Origin of the sequence: Variovorax sp. MHTC-1, assembly GCF_003984645.1 — a bacterium.
GTDB lineage: Bacteria > Pseudomonadota > Gammaproteobacteria > Burkholderiales > Burkholderiaceae_C > Variovorax.
The window spans coordinates 78,856-102,803 of the sequence record NZ_RWKI01000012.1 but is presented as its reverse complement, the minus strand read 5'-3'; the positions used below and the strand labels follow the sequence as shown (position 1 = coordinate 102,803).

23 protein-coding genes are annotated in these 23,948 nt (G+C 69.4%); 8 read left to right on the top strand and 15 right to left on the bottom strand.

The window, feature by feature from the left end; all coding sequences use genetic code 11:
• Nucleotides 1-4: 4 nt before the first annotated feature.
• From EJI01_RS19600 to EJI01_RS19575, 6 genes are read right to left on the bottom strand one after another with little or no spacing between them, the layout of a single operon-like run.
• Nucleotides 5-985, bottom strand: coding sequence for a tripartite tricarboxylate transporter substrate binding protein (locus tag EJI01_RS19600; RefSeq protein WP_126838799.1), 981 nt, complete (start codon nt 983-985; stop codon nt 5-7).
• A 44-nt stretch (nt 986-1,029) separates the two neighbouring features.
• The gene (locus tag EJI01_RS19595) at nt 1,030-1,389 is read right to left on the bottom strand and encodes a cupin domain-containing protein (protein ID WP_126838798.1); all 360 of its coding nucleotides are present in this window, start codon (nt 1,387-1,389) and stop codon (nt 1,030-1,032) included.
• A 9-nt stretch (nt 1,390-1,398) separates the two neighbouring features.
• Complete coding sequence (locus EJI01_RS19590) at nt 1,399-2,400, bottom strand: zinc-binding alcohol dehydrogenase family protein (RefSeq protein WP_126838797.1); 1,002 nt, start codon at nt 2,398-2,400, stop codon at nt 1,399-1,401.
• Nucleotides 2,401-2,403: 3 nt separating this feature from the next.
• Entirely contained in the window at nt 2,404-3,282 is an 879-nt protein-coding gene (locus EJI01_RS19585) for a 3-keto-5-aminohexanoate cleavage protein (protein ID WP_126838796.1), read from the bottom strand.
• Complete coding sequence (locus EJI01_RS19580) at nt 3,279-4,043, bottom strand: SDR family NAD(P)-dependent oxidoreductase (protein WP_126838795.1); 765 nt, start codon at nt 4,041-4,043, stop codon at nt 3,279-3,281. Before EJI01_RS19580 ends, EJI01_RS19585 begins: the two co-directional genes overlap by 4 nt.
• Nucleotides 4,044-4,064: 21 nt before the next feature.
• The gene (locus EJI01_RS19575) at nt 4,065-4,931 is read right to left on the bottom strand and encodes a dioxygenase (RefSeq protein ID WP_126838794.1); all 867 of its coding nucleotides are present in this window, start codon (nt 4,929-4,931) and stop codon (nt 4,065-4,067) included.
• 136 nt (nt 4,932-5,067) lie between these two features.
• Between EJI01_RS19575 and EJI01_RS19570 the strand changes: the two genes are divergently transcribed.
• Nucleotides 5,068-6,096 carry a LacI family DNA-binding transcriptional regulator gene (locus EJI01_RS19570; protein WP_126838793.1) on the top strand — a complete coding sequence of 343 codons (1,029 nt, stop codon included), beginning with the start codon at nt 5,068-5,070 and terminating at the stop codon, nt 6,094-6,096.
• Nucleotides 6,097-6,133: 37 nt separating this feature from the next.
• Here EJI01_RS19570 and EJI01_RS19565 read toward each other — a convergent pair whose 3' ends face one another.
• The 3 genes from EJI01_RS19565 to EJI01_RS19555 all read right to left on the bottom strand — a co-directional run bounded on the left by EJI01_RS19565 (nt 6,134) and on the right by EJI01_RS19555 (nt 9,468).
• Nucleotides 6,134-8,527, bottom strand: coding sequence for an ATP-binding cassette domain-containing protein (locus tag EJI01_RS19565; RefSeq protein ID WP_126838792.1), 2,394 nt, complete (start codon nt 8,525-8,527; stop codon nt 6,134-6,136).
• Nucleotides 8,524-8,895 (bottom strand): VOC family protein, encoded by a 372-nt coding sequence (locus EJI01_RS19560; RefSeq protein ID WP_260602528.1) that lies wholly within the window; start codon nt 8,893-8,895, stop codon nt 8,524-8,526. Before EJI01_RS19560 ends, EJI01_RS19565 begins: the two co-directional genes overlap by 4 nt.
• An 87-nt stretch (nt 8,896-8,982) precedes the next feature.
• On the bottom strand, nt 8,983-9,468 hold the full coding sequence (locus tag EJI01_RS19555; RefSeq protein WP_409513969.1) for a helix-turn-helix transcriptional regulator: 486 nt from the start codon (nt 9,466-9,468) through the stop codon (nt 8,983-8,985).
• Between the two features lie 65 nt (nt 9,469-9,533).
• Between EJI01_RS19555 and EJI01_RS19550 the strand changes: the two genes are divergently transcribed.
• From EJI01_RS19550 to EJI01_RS19525, 6 genes are all read left to right on the top strand, one after another.
• On the top strand, nt 9,534-10,439 hold the full coding sequence (locus tag EJI01_RS19550; protein ID WP_093104436.1) for a LysR family transcriptional regulator: 906 nt from the start codon (nt 9,534-9,536) through the stop codon (nt 10,437-10,439).
• A gap of 95 nt (nt 10,440-10,534) precedes the next feature.
• Nucleotides 10,535-11,362, top strand: a complete 828-nt coding sequence (locus tag EJI01_RS19545) for a putative hydro-lyase (protein WP_126838791.1) — start codon at nt 10,535-10,537, stop codon at nt 11,360-11,362.
• Between the two features lie 28 nt (nt 11,363-11,390).
• On the top strand, nt 11,391-12,356 hold the full coding sequence (locus EJI01_RS19540) for a TRAP transporter substrate-binding protein (RefSeq protein ID WP_126838790.1): 966 nt from the start codon (nt 11,391-11,393) through the stop codon (nt 12,354-12,356).
• Nucleotides 12,357-12,467: 111 nt separating this feature from the next.
• Entirely contained in the window at nt 12,468-13,001 is a 534-nt protein-coding gene (locus EJI01_RS19535; RefSeq protein ID WP_126838832.1) for a TRAP transporter small permease subunit, read from the top strand.
• Between the two features lie 15 nt (nt 13,002-13,016).
• Entirely contained in the window at nt 13,017-14,327 is a 1,311-nt protein-coding gene (locus EJI01_RS19530; protein ID WP_185878979.1) for a TRAP transporter large permease, read from the top strand.
• 42 nt (nt 14,328-14,369) lie between these two features.
• Nucleotides 14,370-18,011 (top strand): hydantoinase B/oxoprolinase family protein, encoded by a 3,642-nt coding sequence (locus EJI01_RS19525; protein WP_126838789.1) that lies wholly within the window; start codon nt 14,370-14,372, stop codon nt 18,009-18,011.
• Here EJI01_RS19525 and EJI01_RS19520 read toward each other — a convergent pair.
• Nucleotides 18,008-18,217 carry a DUF1127 domain-containing protein gene (locus EJI01_RS19520; RefSeq protein WP_126838788.1) on the bottom strand — a complete coding sequence of 70 codons (210 nt, stop codon included), beginning with the start codon at nt 18,215-18,217 and terminating at the stop codon, nt 18,008-18,010. The genes EJI01_RS19525 and EJI01_RS19520 overlap by 4 nt on opposite strands.
• An 88-nt stretch (nt 18,218-18,305) precedes the next feature.
• Between EJI01_RS19520 and EJI01_RS19515 the strand changes: the two genes are divergently transcribed.
• On the top strand, nt 18,306-19,196 hold the full coding sequence (locus EJI01_RS19515; RefSeq protein WP_126838787.1) for a LysR family transcriptional regulator: 891 nt from the start codon (nt 18,306-18,308) through the stop codon (nt 19,194-19,196).
• Nucleotides 19,197-19,263: 67 nt separating this feature from the next.
• On the opposite strand, the gene EJI01_RS19510 is transcribed toward EJI01_RS19515, so the two are convergent.
• From EJI01_RS19510 to EJI01_RS19490, 5 genes are all read right to left on the bottom strand, one after another.
• Nucleotides 19,264-19,737 (bottom strand): hypothetical protein, encoded by a 474-nt coding sequence (locus EJI01_RS19510; protein WP_126838786.1) that lies wholly within the window; start codon nt 19,735-19,737, stop codon nt 19,264-19,266.
• 8 nt (nt 19,738-19,745) lie between these two features.
• Nucleotides 19,746-20,660 carry a glutaminase gene (locus EJI01_RS19505; RefSeq protein WP_126838785.1) on the bottom strand — a complete coding sequence of 305 codons (915 nt, stop codon included), beginning with the start codon at nt 20,658-20,660 and terminating at the stop codon, nt 19,746-19,748.
• Entirely contained in the window at nt 20,657-21,583 is a 927-nt protein-coding gene (locus EJI01_RS19500; protein WP_126838784.1) for a DMT family transporter, read from the bottom strand. The genes EJI01_RS19505 and EJI01_RS19500 overlap by 4 nt, the downstream gene beginning before the upstream one ends.
• Before the next feature lie 186 nt (nt 21,584-21,769).
• Entirely contained in the window at nt 21,770-23,176 is a 1,407-nt protein-coding gene (locus tag EJI01_RS19495; protein WP_126838783.1) for an amidohydrolase family protein, read from the bottom strand.
• Between the two features lie 17 nt (nt 23,177-23,193).
• Nucleotides 23,194-23,946 carry a sulfite exporter TauE/SafE family protein gene (locus EJI01_RS19490; RefSeq protein WP_260602522.1) on the bottom strand — a complete coding sequence of 251 codons (753 nt, stop codon included), beginning with the start codon at nt 23,944-23,946 and terminating at the stop codon, nt 23,194-23,196.
• Nucleotides 23,947-23,948: the final 2 nt, after the last annotated feature.

Sequence of the window (23,948 nt, the reverse complement as noted above, 5' to 3'; positions counted from 1 at the left end):
GCCTTCAATCGACCTTGATGCCGGCCGCCTTCACGATCTGCTGCGCCTTGGCGGTCTCGTCGGCGATGAACTTGTCGAACTGGGCCGAGGGCATGGTGAAGGGCTCGGCGCCGAGCTTGTCCAGGCGCTCCTTGAGATCGGGCGCCGTCATGATCTTCGCCACCTCGGCTTGCAGCCGGTCGACCACCGGCTTCGGCGTCTTGGCCGGCGCGAACAGGCCGACCCAGAACAGGTATTCCGAACCGGGCACCCCGGCTTCGACGGTCGTGGGCAGCTGCGGCATCACGCCCGAGCGCTTGCCGGTGCCGACCGCCAGCGCCTTGAGCTTGCCGTCCTTGACCAGCGGCAGCGCCGACACCATCGGCGCGAAGAACCAGTCGATGCGCCCGCCCATCACCTCGGTCATCGCCTCCGGCGTGCCGCGAAAGGGCACGTGCTGCGCCTGCACGCCAGCAGCCAGGCGGAACACCTCGGCGTTCATGTGCGTGGCCGAGCCGTTGCCGGCCGAGCCGTAGTTGAAGCCGCCGGGCTTAGCCTTGACCTGCGCCACCAGGTCCTTCACGTCGGCAAAGCGGTTGGGCGCCACGACCAGCATGTTGGGCAGGCTCGCCATCGGCGTCACGCCCGCGAAGTCCTTCAGCGTGTCGTAGGAGAGGCTGGGATAGATGGAAGGATTGACCAGGTGCCCCGCCGAGTGGACCAGCAGCGTGTAGCCGTCGGCCGGCGCCTTCGCCACCTGCGCCGCGCCGAGCGTTCCGCCCGCGCCCGGCTTGTTGTCGACGATCACGCTGGTGCCCAGCGCCGGTCCGAGCCGTTCCGCCACCAGCCGCGCCACGATGTCGGTGCCGCTGCCTGCGGTGAAGGGAACGATCAGCTTGATCGTCTGGCCGCGCGGCCAATCGCCTTGCGCATGTGCACCCGTGAGGGCGCAGGCGGCCAGCGCCGCGGCGATCAGTTGGCGGCGGCCGGGGAGGAATGTCGTCATGGGTTTGTCTCCGTTGGAATCGTTGGTGGGAAAGGGAAGAAGGCTCAGCCGGCGGGCGGCGCATTCGCCATCACCAGCGCGACCAGCGCGGGCCGGTTGCTGCGATTCACGAGCTGCCGCTTTTCGCCGGGCGCGAAGCGGCAGGAGTCGTAGGGGCCCAGCACTTGTTCGTCGCGCTGTCCCTCGAGCTCGGCCACCACGTGCAGTTGGCCTTCGAGCACGAGGTAGAGCTTCTCGACCGGCGAGCCGTCGAGGCCGGTGTGGCCGCCGGGCAGGATCTGGCTCATGCCCATCCACATCTGCACAGAAGGCCCGGCCTCCTTGCCCTGCAGGCGCAAGCAGCGCATGTCGACGTGGTTGGGCGCCTCGTAGGGCTGGGCGTTGTCGAATCGGGTGACGTGCATGGCGTCTCCTCAGGGACGCAGCACGACGCGCTCGGTGCTGCCCGAGAGCACCAGCCGATAGGCTTCGGCCGCGTCTTCGAGCGCATAGGCGCGCGCCACGGGAAAGGGCTTCAAGGTGCCGCGCTCGAAGCCCTCGCGCATCGCATCGAGCTGCGCGGTGGCAGCCACGCAGTCCAGTGCCAGCGAGTCGATGCCCACGTAGGTGTGCATGCCGCGGTAGAAGGCGAAGATGTCGAAGGCGACGGCGCGGTCGTGCGTGGCGATGAAGATCTGCGTCGCACCCTTGGCCATGGCCTTGTTCGCGGCTTCGAAGTAGGCGCTGCCGACGGTGTTGTAGACGATGTCGGCGCCGCGGCCGTTCGTGAGTTCGCGCACCTGGGCGGCGATATCGCCGGCGCCTGCATCGATCACGTCGACCGGGCCGCTCGCGAAACCTTCGAAGGGGCCGGCGCGCCGTTGCACCGCGATCGCGCGTGCGCCGCCCTGCGCAGCGAGCTGCACCGCGGCCTGCCCGACCTTGCCGTTCGCGCCCAGCACCAGCACCGTCTGGCCGGCCTGCGGCATGCCGCTGCGGCGAAAGCCTTCGTAGGCGGTGACGAAGGGCACGCCCACCGCGCCGGCTTCGTCCATCGAGATGCTGCGCGGCCGCGCGCGCAAGGCCTCCGCCGGCAGCAGCAGGAAGCGCGCGTGCGAGCCGTCGCGCGTGATGCCGATGTCGCCGCCCGAGCCGTAGACCTCGCGCCCCACCCATTCGGTCGGGCCCGCGACCACCACGCCCGCGAAGTCGCGCCCCGGCGTGCGCGGCCATACGGCTTGCGGCATCAGGCCCAGGCTGGCCTTCACGTCGCTGGGGTTCACAGCGGCTGCGCCGACACGCACCACCGCGAAGCCGGGCTTGGGAGCGGGCTCCGGCTGGTCCGCGAAGTCGAGCTTCAGGGTGTCGAGATCGGCGGCCTTCTGCTGCACGCGCACGGCGCGCGCCTTCGTCGTTGTGTGGAGAACTGCGCTCATCGCTCAGCGCCCTCCCGAGAGGCCGAGCATCGTGCGCGCCTCGCGCGCGCTCGCCACTTCCCCGCCGAGGCTCTGGATGATGTCGCGCGCCTTGGCCACCAGCTCCGCGTTGCTCTTCGCGAGCACGCCCTTCTCCAGATAGATGTTGTCTTCCATGCCGACGCGCACATGGCCGCCCAGCAGCCAGGCCTGCGCCACGATCGGGAACTCCATGCGGCCGATGCCGAAGGCACTCCAGAAGGCGCCGGGCGGCAGCATGCTGCGCGCGTACATCACGGCCTCGGGCGTCGGCATGAAGCCGTACTTCACGCCCAGTACCAAGGTCCACATCGCAGGTCCTTCGAGCGTGCCGTCGGCGATCAGGTCCAGCGCCATGTGGATGTCGCCGGAGTCGAAGATTTCGAGCTCGGGCTTGACGCCCGCCTCGCGGATCACGCGCGCCATGCGGCGCACGTTCTTCGGCGTGTTGATGACCACGTCGGGGCCCGAGTTCATGGTGTTGAGATCGAGCGAGCAGACGTCGGGCTTGATCAGCGCGATGTGCTCGACGCGCTTTTCCGGCGGCAAGAGGCTGGTGCCGGGCGCGTAGACCTTGGGGTCGTCCTCGCTGGGAACGAAGCGGCCGCCCGGCCCGGTGGTGAGGTTGACGATGACTTCGCGGTTCTGCCGGCGGATGCGGTCGACGACGTCGCGATACAGCTCGACCTGCATCGAGGGCTTGCCGCTTTCGGGATCGCGCACGTGGATGTGCACCTGGCCGGCGCCGGCCTCGGCTGCGGCCAGGCACTCGTCGGCGATCTGCGCCGGCGTGATCGGCAGATGCGGCGTCTGCTCGGGCTTCACCAGGTTGCCCGTGACGGCGCAGGTGATCAAGGTTTTCACAGGTGTCGTCCTCCATCGACCACGATGCGCGTGCCGGTCACGAAGCGCAGCGTGGTGGCCAGCGCCTCGACCGTGGCGGCCACGTCTTCGGGCTTGCCGATGCGACCGAGCGGCGTGGTGCTCGCCATCTTGTTCTTGAAGTCTTCGCCTCGGCCCGGCACGAAGGAGGATTCGACCGCGCCCGGTGACACCGAGACCACGCGCACCGCGGGTGCCAGCGCCTTGGCCAGCGCATCGCCGACCACGTCGAGCCCGGCCTTGGCCGCGACGTAGGCCAGGTTGCTGCCGACGCCGGTGAAGCCGGCGATCGACGAGATGTTGACGATTAGACCGTCGCCGCTCGCCTTGAGCAGCGGTGCGAAGGCGCGGATGGTGGCGAAGACGCCGCGGAAGTTGGCCGCCATCAGTTCGTCGATGAGCTCGTCGGTCAGTGCGTCGAGGTCGCCGGCTGCTATCGGCTGCGTGTGGCCGGCGCTGTTGACGAGGATGTCGCAGCGCCCATAGCGCTCCTTCACCTCGGCCGCGGCCTTCTGGAGGCTGGGCGTGTCGACGATGTCGGCGCGAAGCGCGGCGTGGCGCTGTCCTTGGGCGGGGGGCAGCGCCGCTGCGCGTTCCGCCGCGTCGTCGCCCTGGCGGTGCAGCAGCACGCAGCCGGCACCGAGCGCCGCGAGGCGCTGGGCCGTCGCATAGCCGATGGCGCCGAGGCCGCCGGTGATGACGGCCACCTTGCCGTCGAGTCGGGGGGTGGGATCGAAGCTCATGCGGGTGAAGTCCGTGGAAGTTCAGGGAATGGGAGGACGGGGAAACTTCATCTCCCCGGGTTCGAGCACGAAGTCGTGCTGCAGCGTGGCCTGCTGTCCGTCGCCCTCGGGCTCGAAGCAGCCGATGAGCTTGCGCGTGACGCCGAACACCGGATCGCTCTCGAGGTTCTGGTCGTCATCGGCAAAGACCTGGGTGATCAGCACCTTGTGGCCCGGCTTGCTGACCATGAAGTGCAGGTGTGCAGGCCGGTTGGGATGGCGCTGCTGCGCGCGCAGCAAGTCGCCGCAGGGCCCGTCGGTCGGCACCGGATAGCCGGCCGGGCGCACCGTGCGGAAGTGGTAGCGGCCTTCGGCATCGGTCTCGAAGCGGCCGCGCAGGTTCATGTCGTCCTGCGCCGGGTCCTGGTTCTCGTACAGGCCCACGGGCGAGGCCTGCCAGGCGTCGACGATGGCGCCGGCGAGCGGCCGGCCCTCGGCGTCGCGCACCACGCCGCGCACCTCGAGCGGAACCCCCGGCGTGTCGGAGCGCGCGATCGACTCGCCGGCCCGACACAGCGGTGCATTGGCGCGCCAGAAGGGGCCGAGCAGCGCGGCGGGCGATTCGCCCTGCGGGTCCTGGTTGTTCTGCAGCGCGACCAGCGTGGAGACGCCCAGCAGATCGGCGGCCAGCACCACTTCGTTCTTCTTCTCGCCGGTGGCTTGGCCGATGCCGACGATGAATTCGAGCGCCTGCTCGAACTCCTCTTCGGTGAGGCGCACTTCCCGGACGAAGGCGTGCAGGTGGCGGGTGAGCGCGGCCATCACGGTGCGCAGGCGCTCGTCGGGCGTGCGAGCCATCGCGGCTGTGGCGATCTGAAGTACCGACTCGGGGGTAGTCACGATGTTCATGGGGCGCATCTTTCTTTGCAAACGTTTGCACATTATGGCCAGGAAAAATTTCCGCGCAAGACTGGGCTTTGCGAGAGCCCCCAATGAAATCAAGGCGATACTCTGTGTTCTCGCCAAGATCAATCGTTTGCAGTAAATGAGCCCACCACCGTCTTCCCCGGTCACGATCCGCGATGTCGCGCAGGCCGCCGGCGTGCATGTCTCGACCGTTTCGCGCGCGCTCAATCCGGACAAGCGCGCGCTGATCAGCGAGGAGGTGCTGCGCGTGGTGGAAGAGGCGGCGCAGCGCCTGGGCTACCGGCCCAACCGCGCGGCCTCGGCCCTGCGCACCGGCCGCACCCACACCATCGGCGTGCTGGTGCCGGACATCACCAACCCGGTGTTCCCGCCCATCCTGCAGGGCATCGAGGCCAGCGCCGCGGCACGCGGCTACTTCGTGTTCGTGACCAACGTGATGGACCACGCGCTCGCGCGGCCGGTGGTCGAGCGCATGCTGGCGCAGCAGGTCGACGGGCTGGTGATGGCGATCGCCACGCGCGACGATCCGCTGGTCGATTTCCTCAAGAAGGCCGGCATGCACACCGTGCTGGTGAACCGCGCCGACGAGAGCGGGCGACTGCCTGCGGTGGTCAGCGACGACCGGCTGGCGATGAAGCTGGCGGTCGACCACCTGGCGTCCCTGGGGCATCGCCGCATCGCGCACCTGGCCGGGCCGCAGAACGTGCCGACCGGCGTCGCGCGCCGGCAGGGCGTGGAACAGGCGCTGCGCGATCGCGGCCTCGAGCTCGCTTGCGTGGCGGAATGCGAGAGCTACAGCCGCGAGGCCGGCCGCAAGGCCATGGCGCAGCTGCTGGCGCAGAACGATCGGCCCGAAGCCGTGGTCTGCTGCAACGACCTGGTGGCGCTGGGCGCCTACGACCTGCTGCGCGCGCAGGGCCTGCGCGTGCCGCAGGACATCTCGATCACCGGCCACAACGACATGCCGCTGGTCGACATGGTCGATCCGCCGCTCACCACCATCCGCCTGCCGCACCGCGAGCTCGGCTGGCGCGCGGCCGAGATGCTGTTCGACGAGATCGAGGGCAAGGCGCTATCGGCCTCCACAGTCGTGCTGCGGCCCGAGCTGGTGGTACGGGCGTCGACGCGCCAGCGCGTGCCGCGCTGAGGCCTGCGCCGGGCGGGCGCTGGTTCAAGTCCGGCGGTCAGGCGCCGACATAAGCCGCGAGGTGCTCGCCGGTGAGGGTCGAACGGGCGGCAACCAGCTCGGCGGGCGTTCCCTCGAAGACGATCCGGCCGCCGTCGTGGCCGGCGCCGGGGCCGAGGTCGATGATCCAGTCGGCATGCGCCATGACCGCCTGGTGGTGCTCGATGACGATGACCGACTTGCCGGCGTCGACGAGCCGGTCGAGCAGGCCGAGCAGCTGCGCGACGTCGGCCAGGTGCAGGCCTGTGGTCGGCTCGTCGAGGATGTAGACGCCGCCTTTCTCGGCCATGTAGGTGGCCAGCTTGAGCCGCTGCCGCTCGCCGCCGGACAGCGTGGTGAGCGGCTGGCCGAGGCTAAGGTAGCTCAAGCCCACGCCGGCGAGCCGCTCGAGGATGGCCTGCGCGGCCGGCGTGTGCGCCTTGCCTGCGCCGAAGAACTTCTCGGCCTCGGTCACCGACATCGCGAGCACCTCGCTGATGTCGCGGCCACCCAGCTTGTATTTCAGCACCGAGGCCTCGAAGCGCTTGCCCTCGCAGTCCTCGCAGGGGGTGGCGACGCCGGCCATCGTCGCCAGGTCGGTGTAGATGACGCCGGCGCCGTTGCAGGTGGGGCAGGCGCCCTCGGAGTTGGCGCTGAACAGCGCCGGCTTCACGTCGTTGGCTTTCGCGAACGCCTTGCGGATCGGCTCGAGCAGCCCGGTGTATGTCGCCGGGTTGCTCCGTCGGGAGCCGCGGATCGGCGTCTGGTCGACCGACACCACGCCCGCCGAGGCGGGGATCGACCCTTCCACGAGCGAGCTCTTGCCGGAGCCCGCGACGCCGGTGACCACGACCAGCACGCCGAGCGGGATGTCGACGTCGACGCGCTGCAGGTTGTGCGTCGTCGCGCCGCGGATCGAAAGCCGGCCGGTGGGCGGGCGCACCGTCTCTTTCAGGGCGGTCCGGTCGTCGAGGTGGCGGCCGGTGGTGGTGCGGCTGGCCCGCAGCGCTTCGACGGTGCCCTCGAAGCAGATGGTGCCGCCCGCCGTGCCTGCGCCGGGTCCGAGGTCGATGACGTGGTCGGCGATCGCGATCGTCTCCGGCTCGTGCTCGACGACGAGCACCGTGTTGCCCTTGTCGCGCAGCTGCAGCAGCAGGTCGTTCATCCGCTGGACGTCATGCGGGTGCAGGCCGATGGTGGGCTCGTCGAAGACGTAGGTGACGTCGGTGAGCGAGGAGCCGAGGTGGCGGATCATCTTGGTGCGCTGCGCCTCCCCGCCCGACAAGGTGCCCGACGGCCGGTCGAGCGAGAGGTAGCCCAGCCCGATCTCGACGAACGAGTCGAGGGTCCGCAGCAATACCGCGACCAGCGGCGCGACCGACTTCTCGTCGAGGCCGCGGACCCATCCGGCGAGGTCGCTGATCTGCATCGCGCACGCATCGGCAATGTTGATCCCCTTGATCCTGGAGGACCGCGCAGGCTCGGCGAGACGCGTGCCGCCGCAGTCGGGACAGGTACGGAAGGTCATCGCACGCTCCACGAAGGCGCGGATGTGCGGCTGCAGCGCGTCGACGTCCTTGGACAGGAAGGACTTCTGGATCTTCGGGATCAGCCCCTCGTACGTCAGGTTGATGCCGTCGACCTTGATCTTGGTCGGCTCCTTGTAGAGGAGATCCTGCAGCTCCCTCTTCGTGAATTTGCGGATCGGCTTGTCCGGGTCGAAGAAGCCGCAGCCGTTGAATATGCGGCCGTACCAGCCGTCCATGCTGTAGCCGGGGATCGTGAGCGCGCCCTCGTTGAGCGACTTGTTGTCGTCGTACAGCTGCGACAGGTCGATGTCGTTCACGTTGCCCATGCCCTCGCAGCGCGGACACATGCCGCCGGTGCGGGTGAAGGTCTGTTTCACGGTCCTGGTCTTGCCCTCGCCGCGTTCGACCGTGATCGCGCCGCTCGCTCGCACCGAGGGGACGTTGAAGGAGAACGCGTTGGGCGAGCCGATGTGCGGCTTCCCCAGCCGGCTGAAGAGGATGCGCAGCATCGCGTTGGCGTCGGTGGCGGTGCCGACGGTGGAGCGCGGGTTGGCGCCCATCCGTTCCTGGTCGACGATGATCGCGGTGGTCAGCCCGTCGAGCACGTCGACCTCGGGCCGCGCCAGCGTCGGCATGAAGCCCTGCACGAAGGCGCTGTAGGTCTCGTTGATCAGCCGCTGCGACTCGGCGGCGATGGTGCCGAACACCAGCGAGCTCTTGCCCGAGCCGGAGACGCCGGTGAACACCGTCAGCCGGCGCTTCGGGAGCTCGACGCTGATGTCCTTGAGGTTGTTGACGCGCGCGCCGTGCACGCGGATCAGATCGTGGCGGTCGGCGGCGTGCGGCGCAGGCGACTGCGTGTCCTTCCTCGGGGCCTTGCTCATCGTGTCTTCGCTCGGCCCACTTCGTTGATCCGGATGTGGTTGCCGGCGGGATCCCGGAAGGCACAGTCGCGCACGCCGTACGGCTGGTCGATCGGCTCCTGGATGACCTCGGCGCCGCTGGCCTGCAGGCGCTCGAAGGTGCCGTCGAGGTCGGCGCTGGCCAGGATGATCATGGCGTAGGTGCCCTTGGCCATCATCTCGGCGATGGTGCGGCGCTCGTCATCGGTGAGCCCGGGGGCAGCAGCCGGTGGCGTCAGGACGATGCAGGTGTCGGGCTGGCCGGCGGGGCCGACCGTGATCCAGCGCATTCCGCCGTACGCGACGTCCTTTCGGACCTCGAAGCCAAGGGTGTCGCGATAGAAGGCCAGCGAGGGTCGGGATCGTCGTGCGGGAGGAAGCTTGTGTGAATGCTGAGGTCCATGGGGGTCATTCCGGTCGGGTTGATGTCCAGGCGATCAGTCTATGGGCGGGTCGGTGATCGGCGCTTCTCGATTCCTGATCGGCCTGGTGATCTGTTTCGCCACGCACGACGGGATCCCTGCGGTCTCAGGCTCTCTCTGACTCCGATAGGTGCTGGGCGGCACGCCGACCAGCTCGGCGAAGCGCGTACTGAAGGTGCCCAGCGACGCGCAGCCGACCTCGAAGCAGACCTCGGTGACGCTGAGGTCGCCACGACGCAGCAGCGCCATCGCGCGCTCGATGCGCCGCGTCATCAGATAGGCGTACGGCGGCTCGCCGTAGGCGAGCCGGAACTGGCGGCTGAGGTGCCCGGCCGACATGTTCACGCCGCGGGCGAGCGCCTCGACGTCCAGCGGCTGCGCGTACTCCCGGTCGATCCGGTCGCGAACGCGGCGCAGCCGCGCGAGGTCGCTCAGGTACTGCGCTGGGGCGGGTCTGCTGCTCACCGGCGCGATCGTGCCACGCTGCACCGGCGTGCTCAAGGCCGTCGACCTGGCGCGGGGTCTGCAGCGCGCTGGCCGGACGCCTCGCGGGAGAGAATGGCCCCATGAACCTGCGCTTCGTCGAAGCTTTCCATTGGGCCGTGGCACTCAAGAGCGTGACGCGCGCGGCCGAGAAGCTGCACCTCACGCAATCCGCGCTGTCCAGCCGCATCGCCGCGCTGGAACGCGAGCTCGGCGTGCTGCTGCTGGACCGGCGCGACAAGCAGTTCCGCCTCACGGTCGCCGGCCAGCGCTTCCACCGCCTGGCGCAGCGGCTTCTGGAAATGCAGCAGCAGATCAAGTCCGAGATGGGATCGGGCACCGTACGCGCGCAGGTGCTGCGCATCGGTGCGATCGAGTCGGTGGTCCACACCTGGCTGACCGACTGGCTCAAGCACATGCAGGCCACGCATCCGGACTTCGAGCTGGAGCTCACGGTGGAAACCACGCCGGTGCTGGTCGACCAGCTGCAGCGCGGCAAGCAGGACCTGGTGTTCGCCGCGCTGCCTGCCAGCGGCGAGGGCGTGAGCACGCATGCGCTGCCCACCATGGAGATGAGCTTCGTCGGGCACCAGGTGCTGCACCCGCGGCGGCTCTACAAGCTGCAGGACCTGTTCGGCTTCGACCTGCTGACCTTCCAGCGCGGCTCGCAGCCTCATGTGGCGCTGCTGGATCTGTTCAGGCGCGCCGGCCTGGAGACGCCGCGCGTGCACGCGATCTCGTCGATCTCGGCCATGGCGCAGCTGGTCGAGGCCGGCTTCGGCATCGCCACCTTGCCCCGGGCCGCGGCCGAGCATCTGGCGCTGCGCTTGCCGCTGCGCGTGCTGAAGTGCGACACCGCACCGGCGCCGCTGCCGATCCATGCGAGCTATCGCGAAGACCCGACCTCGCACCTGACCGAGGCGGCGCTGGCCTCGGCCTTGCAGTTCGCATCGCCCAAAACTGGTTCACACAAAAAATCGATGAGCTGAGCAAGAAATTTTGCGTTGGAGTTGGCGCGCGTTAATTTCCACAATGCGTCCCGTCACGGAGCTTTCACACACGAAAGCCTTTACGAGGATGCACGATGCCCGCAGAACCCACAGCCAACACGAATGCCCCGCCGGCCCTCGATGCCGCCTCCGATGCGCTGAGCGTGCGCCGCGCGGCGCGCAGCGGCGCGCTGGCCACGCACACCAGCGGCCTGGCGCGCGAGTACGTGCAGGGCAACGTGGTGATCCTGCCGGAGGCGCTGGCCGGCGATTTCCTGCGCTACTGCCAGCGCAACCCCAAGCCCTGCCCGCTGCTGGCGGTGTCCGAGCCCGGCGATCCGATGCTGCCGTGCCTCGGCGCGGAGCTCGACATCCGCACCGACGTGCCGGCCTACCGCGTCTGGCGCTCGGGCGAGCTGGTCGAGCAGCCCACCGACATCCGCACGCTGTGGCGCGACGACCTCGTGAGCTTCGTGATCGGATGCTCGTTTTCCTTCGAGCATGCGCTCCTGGCCGACGGCATCCGGCTGCGCCATGTCGACGAGGGCCGCAACGTCGCGATGTACCGCACGAATATCCAGACGGCGCGCGCCGGCGCCTTCCACGGACCGATGGTGGTGACGATGCGGCCGCTCGGGGCCGCCGATGCGATCCGCGCGGTGCAGATCAGCTCGCGCATGCCCGAGGTCCATGGCGCCCCGGTGCACCTGGGCGACCCGGCCGCCATCGGCATCGCCGACCTGGCGCGCCCCGACTACGGCGATGCGGTCGAGATCCGTGCCGGCGAGATCCCCGTGTTCTGGGCCTGCGGCGTGACCCCGCAGGCGGCCGTCGCACAGGCCAGGCCCGCCTTCTGCATCACCCACGCACCGGGCGCCATGCTGGTGACCGACCTTCTCAACCGGCAGCTGGGTCGCTGCTGAGCTTCATCACTACGACAAGGAGACTCCCATGAAGATTCGCCTCTCTGCCGCCCTCGTGGCTGCGCTCGCTGCTGCCGGCGCCACGGCCCAGACCAAATGGGACCTGCCGTCCGGCTACGGCGCCAACACCTACCAGGTGCAGAACCTGCAGCAGTTCGCCGACGAGGTGGACAAGGCCACCGCCGGCAAGCTCAAGATCGCGGTGCACCCCAACGCCTCGCTGTTCAAGGCCAACGAGATCAAGCGCGCCGTCCAGTCGGCGCAAACCCCGATCGGCGAGTTCATCCTGTCCAGCGCGGCCAACGAGGCGCCGATGTTCGGGCTCGATTCGGTTCCCTTCCTGGCCACCAGCTATGCCGAAGCGAGGCGCCTGCACGAGGTGTCCCAGCCCTACCTGAGCAACACGCTCGCGGCCCAGGGCCTGAAGCTGCTATACGCCGTGCCGTGGCCGCCGCAGGGCCTGTACTCCATCAAGCCGGTGGCCTCGACCAAGGACCTGAAGGGCACCAAGATGCGCGCCTACAACCCGGCCACCTCGGCCATCGCGCAATCGGTCGGCGCGCAGCCGGTCACGATCCAGCTGGCCGAGCTCAGCGCGGCGCTGGCCACCGGCGGCGTCGACAACTTCCTGACTTCGAGTGCCAGCGGCGTGGACAGCAAGCTCTACGAGCAGGCCAAGTACTTCTACGACGTCAACGCATGGCTGCCGCGCAACGCGGTGGTGGTGAACCAGAAGGCCTTCGACACGCTCGACAGGGCCACGCAGGAGGCCGTGCTCAAGCAGGCTGCCGCGGCCGAGCAGCGCGGCTGGCGCATCAGCGAGGAGAAGGACGGCGAATACATCAAGCAGCTGGCTGCCAAGGGCATGAAGATCGACGCCACCAGCGAAGTCCTCAAGCAGGAACTCAAGCTTGTCGGCGCGCGCATGACCGAGGACTGGCTGCGCGTCGCCGGCGCCGATGGCAAGGCCATCGTGGACGCCTACAAGAAGTAAATCCCCCACCGGAGACATCCCATGCAAACACCGGCACCGGGTGCCACGGTGGAGGGGGCAGTGCGCCTGCCTTCCGACATCGGCACCCTTCCTTCGGTCAGCGCTTCCACGCTGCGCCGCCTGCTTGACGGGCTGTATCTGGGTGCCGGCGTGCTCGGCGCCGGCTGCGTGGCGCTGATCTGCCTGCTGATGGTGGTGCAGAGCCTGGGGCGCCAGTTCGACGTCGCCACCGGCGCGATCACCGACGTGGTGGCCTGGCTGTGCGCGGCGGCGGCCTTCCTGACCATGGCGCATGCCTTCAAGCACGGCGACTTCGTGCGCGTGACCCTGCTGCTCGAAAAGCTCGGGCCCGGCGCACGCCGCGTGCTGGAGCTGCTTTCGCTGGGCATCGCGACGCCGGCCACCGCCTACTTGGCCTGGTGGGCCTGCAGGTTCACCTACGAGAGCTGGGCCTTCAACGAAGTGGCGCAAGGCCTGCTCCCGTTGCCGATCTGGATCCCGCAGCTGAGCTTCGCGCTGGGCGCGCTGCTGCTGGTGCTCGCAGTCGTCGACGAATTCGTCATCGTGCTGCGCGGCGGCGTCCCGACCTTCGTGCGACTGGTCGAGGAACGCCATGCGCAGGGCGACTTCTCTTCCGACCTTTGACCTGAGGCCCGAATCATGGACATCCTGATGGTCGGCGGCGTGCTGCTGCTGGTGATGCTGATGCTGCTCTCTGGCGGCGTGTGGATTGCGATGACGCTGGCCATCTGTGGCTGGGTCGGCCAGGCCTTCTTCGCCTCGACCCAGCCGGGCCTGAACCTGTTCTCGGCCTTCTGGGAAAGCAACGCGAGCTGGGAGCTCGCCGCGCTGCCGCTCTTCATCTGGATGGGCGAGATCCTGTTTCGCACCAGGCTCAGCGAAGAAATGTTCGAGGGCCTGGCACCCTGGCTCGGCCGCGTGCCGGGCCGGCTGATGCACACCACCATCCTGGGCTGCGGCATCTTCGGCTCGGTCTCGGGCTCCTCGGCCGCGACCTGCGCCACCATCGCCAAGGTGGCGCTGCCGGAGCTCCAGAAGCGCGGCTACGACGAGAAGACGGCGCTCGGTTCGCTCGCCACTGCCGGCACGCTGGGCATCCTGATTCCGCCCTCCATCACCATGGTGGTGTACGCGGTGGCGGCCGACGCCTCGATCATCCGCGTCTTCCTCGCCGGCTTCCTGCCCGGCTTGGTGCTGATGGCCCTGTTCTCGGGCTACATCATGTGGTGGGCGCTGCGCAATCCGAAGCGCATGCCGCCGGCCGAACCCGCGCTCGGCTTCGTCGAGAAGCTGCGCCGCTCCCGCAACCTGATTCCCTGCGGCGCGCTGATCGTGTTCATCTGCTGGGCACTCGTGGCCGGCTGGGCCACGGCGACCGAATGCGCGGCCTATGGCGTGGTCGGCGCGCTGGCGCTGGCCTTGTGGAGCCGGTCGCTCACCTGGCGCAACTTCGGCGAAGGCCTGATGGGCGCGGCCCGCACCAGCTGCATGATCATGTTCATCCTGGCCGGCGCCGCCTTCCTGACCAAGACCATGGCCTTCACCGGCATCCCGCGCGAGCTGGCGCTGTGGGTCGATGCTATGCACCTGTCGCCGACGGCGCTGATCGCTGCGCTGGTGGTGGTGTACCTGGTGCTCGGCACCGCGCTCGACGGCATCAGCATGATCGTGCTCACGGCCGCCGTGGTGCTGCCGATGGTGCAGAAGGCCGGCTTCGACCTCGTGTGGTTCGGCATCTTCGTCGTGCTCTTGGTCGAGATCGCAGAGGTCACGCCGCCGGTGGGCTTCAACCTGTTCGTGCTGCAGAACATGACCGGCAAGGACAGCAACCTCATCGCCAAGGCCGCGCTGCCCTTCTTCGGCTGCCTGGTGCTGTGCATCGCGCTCATCACGCTGTTCCCGGGCATCGTTACCTGGCTGCCCGACTACGTGATGGGCGTCGCGAAGTAGCGCCTTGCCGCCCACGTCGTCCTCCTCTTCCTCTCCACCGCAATGAATAAGCAAGCAAGCCCACTCTGGCAGTTCTGGATCGACCGCGGCGGCACCTTCACCGACCTGGTGGGCCGCGCGCCCGACGGCACGCTGCACACCCTCAAGATGCTCTCGGAAAACCCGGAGCACTACCGCGACGCGGCCGTCGAAGGCATCCGCCGGCTGCTCGGGCTGAAAGCCGGCGAGCTGATCACGTCCGATCGCGTCGAGTGCGTGAAGATGGGCACCACGGTCGCGACCAACGCGCTCTTGGAGCGCAAGGGCGACCGCACGGTGCTGGTCACCACGCGCGGCTTTCGCGACGCGCTGCGCATCGCCACCCAGGCGCGCCCGCGCCTGTTCGACCGCCACATCGTGCTGCCCGAGCTGCTGTACGAGCGCGTGGTCGAGGGGAAGGAACGTATCGGGGCCCAGGGCGATGTGGTGCAGGCGCTCGACGAAGCGGCGCTGCGCGATGCGTTGCAGGCCGCCTTCGACGCCGGCATTCGCGCCTGCGCCATCGTCTTCATGCACGGCTGGCGCTACACCGCGCACGAACTCGCGGCCGAGCGGATCGCGCGCGCCATCGGCTTCACGCAGGTCTCGGCATCGCACAAGACCAGCCCGCTGATGAAGCTGGTGCCGCGCGGCGACACCACGGTGGTCGATGCCTACCTCTCGCCCATCCTGCGCCGCTATGTCGACCAGGTGGCGGCGCAGATGCCGGGCGTGCGCCTGTTCTTCATGCAGAGCTCGGGCGGCCTCACGCAGGCGCGGCGCTTCCAGGGCAAGGACGCGATTCTTTCCGGCCCGGCCGGCGGGATCGTCGGCATGGTGCGCACGGCCGTGCAGGCCGGTCACGAGAAGGTGATCGGCTTCGACATGGGCGGTACCTCGACCGATGTGTCCCACTATGCCGGCGAGTTCGAGCGCGCCTTCGAAACCCAGGTGGCCGGCGTGCGCATGCGCGCGCCGATGATGAGCATCCACACGGTGGCGGCCGGCGGCGGCTCGGTGATCCACTTCGACGGCGCGCGCCTGCGCGTCGGGCCGGAGTCGGCCGGCGCCAACCCGGGGCCCGCGAGCTACCGGCGCGGCGGGCCGCTCGCCACCACCGATGCCAACGTGCTGCTCGGCAAGATCCAGCCGGCCTGGTTTCCGAAGGTGTTCGGGCCGGCGGCCGACGAGGCGCTGGACCGCGAGGCGGCGAGGCAGCGCTTCGAAGCCATGGCCAAAGAGATGAGCGATGCCACGGGCCGCAGCGTCAACGCCGAAGAGGTGGCCAGCGGCGCCTTGCAGATTGCGGTGGCCAGCATGGCCAATGCAATCAAGCGCATCTCGGTGGCGCGCGGCTACGACGTCACGCACTACACGCTGCAATGCTTCGGCGGCGCCGGCGGCCAGCATGCCTGCCTGGTGGCCGACGCGCTGGGCATGGGCACCATCTACGCGCATCCGTTCGCCGGCGTGCTGTCGGCCTACGGCATGGGACTGGCCGACCAGATCGCGATGCGCGAGGCGGCGGTGGAGCGCCAGCTCGACGCCGCGGGCTTTGCGGCGGCGGTCGAGACTGCCGAGCGCCTGCGTGCCGAGGCCGAGGACGAGCTGGCGGCGCAGGGCGTCATCCGCGCCGGCATCGACAGCTTTCATCGCGTGCAGCTGCGCTACGAGGGCACCGACACGGCGCTGCCTTGCACGCTGCCGCTCGGGACGACGCCCGACGAGGCCATCGCCGCGATCAGCGACGAGTTCGCGCAGGCCTACCGGCGGCGCTTCGCCTTCCTGATGCCCGATCGCGCGCTGGTGATCGAAGCCGTGTCGGTCGAGGCAGTCGTTGCCGGCGAGCGCAGCGCATCGGCGCAGGCCGCTGCGGCCGAAGACCATCGGCCGGAGCCGGCCGGCCGGGTCTCGATGTATTGCCAGGCCGACGAGCAGCCGGCCGGCTGGCGCCAGGCGGCCCTCCATCTCGGCGAGTCGCTGGCCCCGGGCGCGCGCATCGACGGCCCCGCGATCCTGGCCGAAAAGAATGCCACCACCGTGGTCGAGCCGGGCTGGCAGGCACGCATCACCGGCTGCGGCGTCGAGCTCAAGCGCATTGCACCGCGCGTCTCCGCCCGGGCCGTGGGCACCGAGGCCGACCCGGTGATGCTGGAGGTGTTCAACAACCTGTTCATGAACATCGCCGAGCAGATGGGCCTCAGGCTGCAGAACACGGCCTACTCGGTCAACATCAAGGAGCGCCTCGACTTCTCGTGCGCGCTGTTCGATGCCACCGGCAACCTGATCGCCAATGCGCCCCACATGCCGGTGCACCTGGGCTCGATGAGCGAATCGATCAAGACCGTGATCGACGGCAACCCGGGGATGCGGCCGGGCGACGTGTACGTGCTCAACGACCCCTACCACGGCGGCACGCACCTGCCCGACATCACGGTCGTCACGCCGGTCTATCTCGAACCGGATGACGCCAAGCCGTCGTTCCATGTCGCCTCGCGCGGCCACCACGCCGACGTCGGCGGCATCACGCCGGGCTCGATGCCGCCGTTCTCCGCCACCATCGCGGACGAGGGCGTCTTGATCGACAACTTCAAGCTGGTCGACCAGGGCCTGCTGCGCGAGGAAGAACTGCGCGCGCTGCTGGCCGGCGGCGCCCATCCCTCCCGCAACATCGGGCAGAACCTGGCCGACCTGCGCGCCCAGATCGCCGCCAACGAGAAGGGCGTGCAGGAGCTCCAGGCGATGGTCGCGCAGTACGGCCGCGCCACCGTGGCCGCCTACATGCAGCATGTGCAGGACAACGCCGAGGAGTCCGTGCGCCGCGTGATCACCGCGCTCGCCGACGGCGAGTTCACGCTGCCGCTGGACAACGGCGCGCAAATCCGAGTGCGGGTGCGCGTGAACACCGCCGCGCGCAGCGCGACGGTCGACTTCAGCGGCACCAGCGCGCAGCTGACGAACAACTTCAACGCGCCCAAGTCGATCACCATGGCCGCCGTGCTCTACGTGTTCCGCACGCTGGTGGACGACGACATTCCGCTCAACGCCGGCTGCCTGAAACCGATCCACGTGATCGTGCCCGAAGGCTGCATGCTCAACCCCACGCCGCCGGCCGCCGTGGTCGCCGGCAACGTGGAGACCTCGAGCTGCGTGACCAACGCGCTGTACGGCGCACTGGGCGTGATGGCGGCCAGCCAGTGCACGATGAACAACTTCACCTTCGGCAATGCGCAGCACCAGTACTACGAAACCATTTCGGGCGGCTCGGGCGCCGGCTCGGGCTTCGACGGCACCAGCGTCGTGCAGACCCACATGACCAATTCGCGCTTGACCGACCCCGAGGTGCTGGAGTTCCGCTACCCGGTGCGGCTCGACAGCTACGAGATCCGCGCCCACTCCGGCGGCGCCGGCCGCTGGCGCGGCGGCGACGGCGGCGTGCGCAGGATCCGCTTCCTGGAGCCGATGACCGCATCGATCCTCAGCAACGGCCGCGAGCACGGCGCCTTCGGCATGGCCGGCGGCCACCCGGGGGCCGTCGGCATCAACCGGGTCGAACGCGCCGACGGGCGCATCGAAGCGCTGGGCCACAGCGCGCAGGTCGAGATGGCGGCCGGCGACGTGTTCGTGATCGAAACGCCGGCGGGCGGTGGGTACGGCACGGCCTAGGTCCGCCCGCGGCGCGCGCCGGCCTGGCCGCCGAGCAGCGCCGGCACTTCGCTGCGTCCGATGCCGAGGTCGAGCAATTCGTGCTCGCTCATGGTCGCGAGCTGCAGCGCCTGGTGGCGCTCGCGGCGGCTGGCGAGCGCACGCGCGAACCAGCCGATAAAGGCTTGCATCGGCTCCTTTGCGGGCAGATTCATCTTGAGTTCCATCGCATCTCTCCTTGAGATGCAGCGATGGTGCGGCGCCGCATGCTATTGTGGAAGTTGAGATTTCTGAAGTCACCAATCAGGATTCCTGATGCGACAGCTGAACCTGGACCAACTCCGCACCCTGGTGTCTATCGTCGACCTGGGCACCTTCTCGGCCGCCGCGCAGGCGCTGCACCTCGCGCAGCCGACGGTGAGCCTGCACATCAGCGAGCTCGAGTCGCGGCTCGGCGCACCGCTGGTGGTGCGCGGCAGCCGGCGTGTCACGCCCACCGCGGCCGGCGCGGCGCTGGTGGAGCGCGCGCGGCGCCTATTGCGCGACGCCGACGAAGCGGTGGATGTGCTGCGGCGCCAGGCCGAAGGCCGCGTCGGCCGCGTGCGCCTGGGCACCTCCACCGGCGTGGTGGTCGACCTGCTGCCGCAGGTGCTCGAAGCGCTCGAGCAGCATCACGCCGGGATCGACGTCGAGGTCAGCATCCTCGGATCGAACGAGGCGATGGCGCGGCTCGCGGCCGGCACGCTCGACATCGGCCTGGTCGCGATGCCGCAGCCGCCGCTGCGCGACCTGGTGGTCTCGCACTGGCGCAGCCAGGCCATGATGGCCTTCGTGCCGCAGCGCTGGAAGGCGCCGAAGCGGGCCACGCCGCAGTGGCTGGCGGAACGGCCGCTGATCTTCAACGACGCCACCACGCACATGTACCGGCTCACGATGGAATGGTTCGCCGCCGCCGGCCACTCGCCGCGCGCGCGCATCGAGCTCAACTACGACGCCGCAATCCGCAGCCTGGTGGCCGCCGGCTACGGCGCCGCGTTGCTGCCGCTGCAGCAGACCACCGACGCGCCGCTCAACGAGCGGCTGCAGATCCTGCCGCTTTCCCCGCGCCTGGTGCGCCGGCTCGGCATCGCGCACCGGCCGCGGCCGACGCTCGACGGCGCGACCGAGCGCGTGCTGCAGATCCTCGCGCGCTTCAGCCAGGCGTAGGCTCCCGTTCGCCCTGAGCTTGTCGAAGGCGTCGACGAGCTCAGCCCGAACGGCAGCGGGTTCTATCTCAGCGCGGCTTCTGGAAACCGCCTTCGATCCACGCCGCCGCGCTGTCGGCGTTGAGCCTGAAGCCAGGCGCCACACGCACCTCGCCCAGCTCGGCGCCGAGCTCGTCGTGCGCGCGCAGCAGGGCATGCGGGTTGTCCTCGTCCGGCACGATCTGCAGCGAGACGCGGATCCGCTCCGATCCGGCGCCGACGCTCACCCTCTTGTTGAGCTGCGCATGCAGCTGCTGCTCGTGCCGGCGCAGCACTTCGGCGGCCGTCTTGACCAGCGTGTGGAAGGCCGGCGCATCGAGCGGCTTGGGATTCTTCTTGTCGCGGCCCATGGTCCAGGGCCCGACCAGTGCCGGTTCGGGGTCGCCGTGACGCGTCATCGAGACGGCCCAGCCGTCGTCGTCCTCGTTCTTGATCACGCGCGCGGTCCAGCGCTCGTCGCTCCAGAGGGTGGCTTCCTGAATGAGGGTGGTCTGTTCTGTCATGGTGTGGGTCAGAAGATGGAAAGGCTGGTGCGCGCAACGAAGAGCTCGAGCGCCTTCATGCCCAGCAGCGAATTGCCCGTGGCATCGAGCGCCGGCGACCAGACGCACAGCGTGAGCTGGTCGGGCACCACCGCGACGATTCCGCCGCCGACGCCGCTCTTGCACGGCAGGCCGATCGAGAAGGCGACGTCGCCGGCGGCGTCGTAGGTGCCGCAGGTCAGCATCAGTGCGTTGATGCGGCGTGCGTGGCGCTCGGTCGTGATCTCCGGCTCGCCGTCGCGCGGGTGCGCGCCGTCGCGGCACAGGAAGCCCGCGGCGCGCGCCAGCTGCACGCAGCTCATGCGGATCGCGCACTGGTGGAAGTACATGTCCAGCACGGGCTCGACGTCGTTGTCGAGCTTGCCGAAGCTCTTCATGAAGTTCGCGAGCGCGTAGTTGCGGTAGCCGGTTGCGGCCTCGGAGGCGGCGACCTCGGCATCGAAGCCGATCGGTTCGCCGCAGAGACTTGTCATCAGCTCGAGGATGTCGGCCTTGGCGTCGCCCTGGCTCACGAGCCGGTCGGCCACGGCGATGGCGCCGGCATTGATGAAAGGATTGCGCGGCTTGCCCTGCTCATGCTCGAGCTGCACCAGCGAGTTGAACGGGTTGCCCGAGGGCTCGCGGCCGATACGCTCCCACAGCGCGTCGCCCATGCGCCGCATTGCGAGCGTGAGCGTGAAGAGCTTGGAGATGCTCTGGATCGAGAAGGACGTGGCCGCATCGCCGGCCGAAGCCTCCTGCCCCTGGCAGGTCCGCAGCGCGATGCCGAACTGCTGCGCCGGCACGCGCGCCAGCGCCGGGATGTAGCTGGCCACCGTGCCGCCGGCGCCCAGCAGCGGGCGAAGCTCGGCATTGATCTCGTCGAGGATGGGCTGGAAGTTCATGTGCGGCTCACGAATTCAGGCACTTCCTTCACGCCTGCGCGCCGATTCACGAGCACGATCCCCAGCGCCACGCCTGCCAGCGCCAGCACCAGCTGCAAGGTCAGCGGCTCCTTCAGCAGCACCACGCCGAACACCAGCGCGAACAGCGGCGTGAGAAAGGTGAAGGAGGAGATGCGGGTCGCCGGGTAGTGTCGGAGCATCCACATCCAGGCCAGGTAGCTCGCGAAGGCGCCGATCGCGGTTTGCAGGAAGATCGAGAACCAGGCGTAGGTGGAGTACGAGAAGCCCCACTGCTCGCCGAGCGCGAGCGACAGCAGCGGCGAGACCGCTGCGGTGACCGCGATTTGATAGAAGAGCGTTTTCTCGGCGCTGGCGGTGGCGAGCCGGGTAGTGCGGATCGCCAGCGTCGTCAGCCCCCAGAGCACGCCGGCCGCGAGCGCGAGCGCATCGCCGAACAGCTGGCCCGAAGTGCTGTGGCCGAAGCTCTCGCTGAAAGCCAGCACCACGCCGGCGAAGGCGATCGCGAGACCGATCCACTGGATGCCGCGTAGCCGCTCGGCCGGCACGAAGCGCGGCAGCAGCAGCGCCACCACGAAGGGCGAGGTGTAGAGGAACACGGTGAGCCGCGAGGCGGTGGTGTGCTGCAGCCCGATGTAGATGCAGGTGAACTCGCCCGCGAACAGCAAGCCGGCGACCAGGCCGCCGGCGAGCGTGCCGTCGCGCTCGAACAGCGGCACGTGGCGCCACAGGCACCACAGCCACAGCAGCACGACCGCGCCCGACATGCGGATCGATGCCTGCCACAAGGGCGGCACCTCGGTCACCGTGGTCTTGATCAGGATCTGCTGCAGTCCCCAGAAGGCGCAGCAGGCGAGCAGCAGCGTGGTGGCGCGGCTGTCGAGGTGGTGCTTTCTTTCGATCATTCTTTTCTTCTGGGATTCGTCTCTGTTCAGGGCGGGCTATCGCATAGGAGGGCACGCAATCCTGCAGGCAGACCCAGCGCCGGGGCACCACGGCTCAGGCGCTCGCACCCCCGACGACGGCGCCACCGGCGCGTCGCGACGCAGGCGGAAAGCATCCGCCGATCGTAGCCCGCCTGCGCGAATCCTTCAGGCGCCGCCGGTGAGCTGTTGTCCGGCGCGATGAAGATCGGTGATCGGATGCACGCGTTGGATCGGCGCGCGCTGGACATCGCGGCGCGCAACGGCGGCCACTTCACCCATCAGCGCACGCGCGTCCCAGTCGGTGGGCCAGCCCTTCCACAGGCGCAGCGCGCCATTGACGAACACCGCCTCGATCTGGTCGCGGTTCGCGAAGCGCACCAGCTCCCATGTGAGGTCCCAGCTCGGCACGAACTCCGGCACGTCGAGGTCGAGCAGCAGGAAATCGGCGGCCAGGCCGCTCGCGATGCGGCCCGTGACGCCGCCCAGGCCCGCGGCCTCCGCACCGCGGTGCGTGGCGTGGTCGAGCCACAGCCAGCCGCCGCCGCAGGAGGAGTCGCCGTTGGCCAGGCCGTGCGTCAGGCGCTGCGTGGCCTCGGCGGCGTCCATCAGCCGGAAGCCGTCGGCGCGCGTGCCGTCGGTGCCGAGGCCGAAGGGCACGCCCAGCATGGCGAGCAGGCCGGCGTCGAGCACCGCGTTGCCTTTCCATTGGCTCGCCACCGGGTTGTAGGCGACGGCAGCGCCGCTGTCGCGCAGGAGGCCCACTTCGCGCGGCGTCAGCAGCGTGGCATGCGCGAGCAGGGCCGATGCGTTGAGCGCGCCGCAGGCATGCAGCAGTTCGAGCGGGCGCAGGCCGCGCGCGACCAGCGAGCGTTCGACCGCAGCCAGGTGTTCGTTCACGTGCGTCTGGAAGCGGTGGCCGCTTTCTCGCGTGAGCAAGGCCACGTCGTGCAGCATGCGATCGGTCGCGGCCTCCGGGATCGAGATCGCGAGCGAGGGATGCACCAGCGCATCGTGTTCGAGCCGGGCCAGGAAGGTCGCTGCCGCGTCGAGGATGCGCTGGGTGCCGGCCTCGTCGCCCTCGAGGCCCGCGTCGTTGCAGATCATGCCGAGCACGCAGCGGATGCCGGTGTCGCGTGCCGCGCTCGCCACGGCATCGAGGCCGGCCTCCGAGCGGGTGCCCGCATCGACCACTGTCGTGAAGCCGCCGCGCAGCGACTCGAGCGCCGAGAGCTTGGCGGCGAGGTAGGCCGCATCGGCATCGAGCATCGATTCCATCGGCACCCAAATGCGGCGGAAGATCTCCGAAGGTTCGCCGAAGGCGAGCGCCTTGCCGAAGGACTGGGTCAGGTGGGTGTGGGTGTCGACCAGGCCCGGCATCAGGAGCCGCTGGGGCAATGCGATCGGCGCCAGCGCCGGATGCGCCGCGCGCACCTCGGCCAGGCGGCCCACCTGTGCGAAGCGGCCGTCGCGCACCAGCACGGCCATGTCCTGTCGCGGGCCCTCGGGCAGCATCAGCCATTCGGGGGCCAGCAGCAGCGCCTGGCGCGAGTCGAAAAGGTCGGGAGTCAGCATGATCGCTCCGAGTGATGTCAGGTGAGCAGCAGCCAGGCGAACCAGGCGCCCACGGCCAGCAGCAGCAGGGACACCATGCGCTGCATCTGGCGCACGTCGAGCAGGGCCGCGGCACGCTGCCCCGCGATCGAGCCCGCCAGCATCAACACGCCGCAAAGCAGCGCAAGTGAAAGATCGAGCCGGCCTTCGATCGCATGCACCGTGCTGCTCGCCAGCGCCACGGGCAACTGGATGGCCTGCGCCGCGACCACCGCGAAGGCGAGCGGCTGGCGCAGCAGCATCAGCAGCGGGATCACCAGCACCGGCCCGCCGGTGCCGGTGAGTGCCGAGCTGAGCCCGACCAGCGCGCCCAGTGCGAGCAGGGCCGTGGTGCCGAGCGCTGCCGCGGATGCGGGCGCCGGGTTCGATGCCGCCATCAAGCCGCGCCAGCCCGCGAAAAGCACCAATGCCGTCACGCCGGACATGAGGAGGCCGGCCGGCAGCCAGCGCAGCATCAGCGCCCCGGCGGCCGCGCCTGCGAGCGCGCCCGCGAGCAGCGGCACGCAGCGCGCGGCCAAAGCGCGCTCCCGGCGCAGCGGGCCGAGCACGACCAGTGCGGGCAGCGCGAAGCCCAGCGATGCCGCGGCGATCGCCTGCGGCAGCGGCACTGCGCCCAGCTGGGTCAGCACCGGCACCAGCAGCACGCCCCCGATGCCGCTGGCGCCGATCAGCCCGCCGGCCAGGAGCACGGCCGGCAGCACGATCCAGGCGCTGGTCATCGTCATCAGCATCG

Excerpts from the sequence above, each read along its gene's own strand:
- EJI01_RS19530 (WP_185878979.1), top strand. The coding sequence starts at position 13,017 with ATGGACATCCTGATGGTCGGCGGCGTGCTGCTGCTGGTGATGCTGATG.
- EJI01_RS19495 (WP_126838783.1), bottom strand. The coding sequence starts at position 23,176 with ATGCTGACTCCCGACCTTTTCGACTCGCGCCAGGCGCTGCTGCTGGCC.
- EJI01_RS19570 (WP_126838793.1), top strand. The coding sequence starts at position 5,068 with ATGAGCCCACCACCGTCTTCCCCGGTCACGATCCGCGATGTCGCGCAG.
- EJI01_RS19520 (WP_126838788.1), bottom strand. The coding sequence starts at position 18,217 with ATGGAACTCAAGATGAATCTGCCCGCAAAGGAGCCGATGCAAGCCTTT.
- EJI01_RS19500 (WP_126838784.1), bottom strand. The coding sequence starts at position 21,583 with ATGATCGAAAGAAAGCACCACCTCGACAGCCGCGCCACCACGCTGCTG.
- EJI01_RS19515 (WP_126838787.1), top strand. The coding sequence starts at position 18,306 with ATGCGACAGCTGAACCTGGACCAACTCCGCACCCTGGTGTCTATCGTC.
- EJI01_RS19595 (WP_126838798.1), bottom strand. The coding sequence starts at position 1,389 with ATGCACGTCACCCGATTCGACAACGCCCAGCCCTACGAGGCGCCCAAC.
- EJI01_RS19490 (WP_260602522.1), bottom strand. The coding sequence starts at position 23,946 with ATGCTGATGACGATGACCAGCGCCTGGATCGTGCTGCCGGCCGTGCTC.
- EJI01_RS19505 (WP_126838785.1), bottom strand. The coding sequence starts at position 20,660 with ATGAACTTCCAGCCCATCCTCGACGAGATCAATGCCGAGCTTCGCCCG.
- EJI01_RS19525 (WP_126838789.1), top strand. The coding sequence starts at position 14,370 with ATGAATAAGCAAGCAAGCCCACTCTGGCAGTTCTGGATCGACCGCGGC.
- EJI01_RS19590 (WP_126838797.1), bottom strand. The coding sequence starts at position 2,400 with ATGAGCGCAGTTCTCCACACAACGACGAAGGCGCGCGCCGTGCGCGTG.
- EJI01_RS19545 (WP_126838791.1), top strand. The coding sequence starts at position 10,535 with ATGCCCGCAGAACCCACAGCCAACACGAATGCCCCGCCGGCCCTCGAT.
- EJI01_RS19600 (WP_126838799.1), bottom strand. The coding sequence starts at position 985 with ATGACGACATTCCTCCCCGGCCGCCGCCAACTGATCGCCGCGGCGCTG.
- EJI01_RS19510 (WP_126838786.1), bottom strand. The coding sequence starts at position 19,737 with ATGACAGAACAGACCACCCTCATTCAGGAAGCCACCCTCTGGAGCGAC.
- EJI01_RS19575 (WP_126838794.1), bottom strand. The coding sequence starts at position 4,931 with ATGAACATCGTGACTACCCCCGAGTCGGTACTTCAGATCGCCACAGCC.
- EJI01_RS19540 (WP_126838790.1), top strand. The coding sequence starts at position 11,391 with ATGAAGATTCGCCTCTCTGCCGCCCTCGTGGCTGCGCTCGCTGCTGCC.
- EJI01_RS19550 (WP_093104436.1), top strand. The coding sequence starts at position 9,534 with ATGAACCTGCGCTTCGTCGAAGCTTTCCATTGGGCCGTGGCACTCAAG.
- EJI01_RS19565 (WP_126838792.1), bottom strand. The coding sequence starts at position 8,527 with ATGAGCAAGGCCCCGAGGAAGGACACGCAGTCGCCTGCGCCGCACGCC.
- EJI01_RS19580 (WP_126838795.1), bottom strand. The coding sequence starts at position 4,043 with ATGAGCTTCGATCCCACCCCCCGACTCGACGGCAAGGTGGCCGTCATC.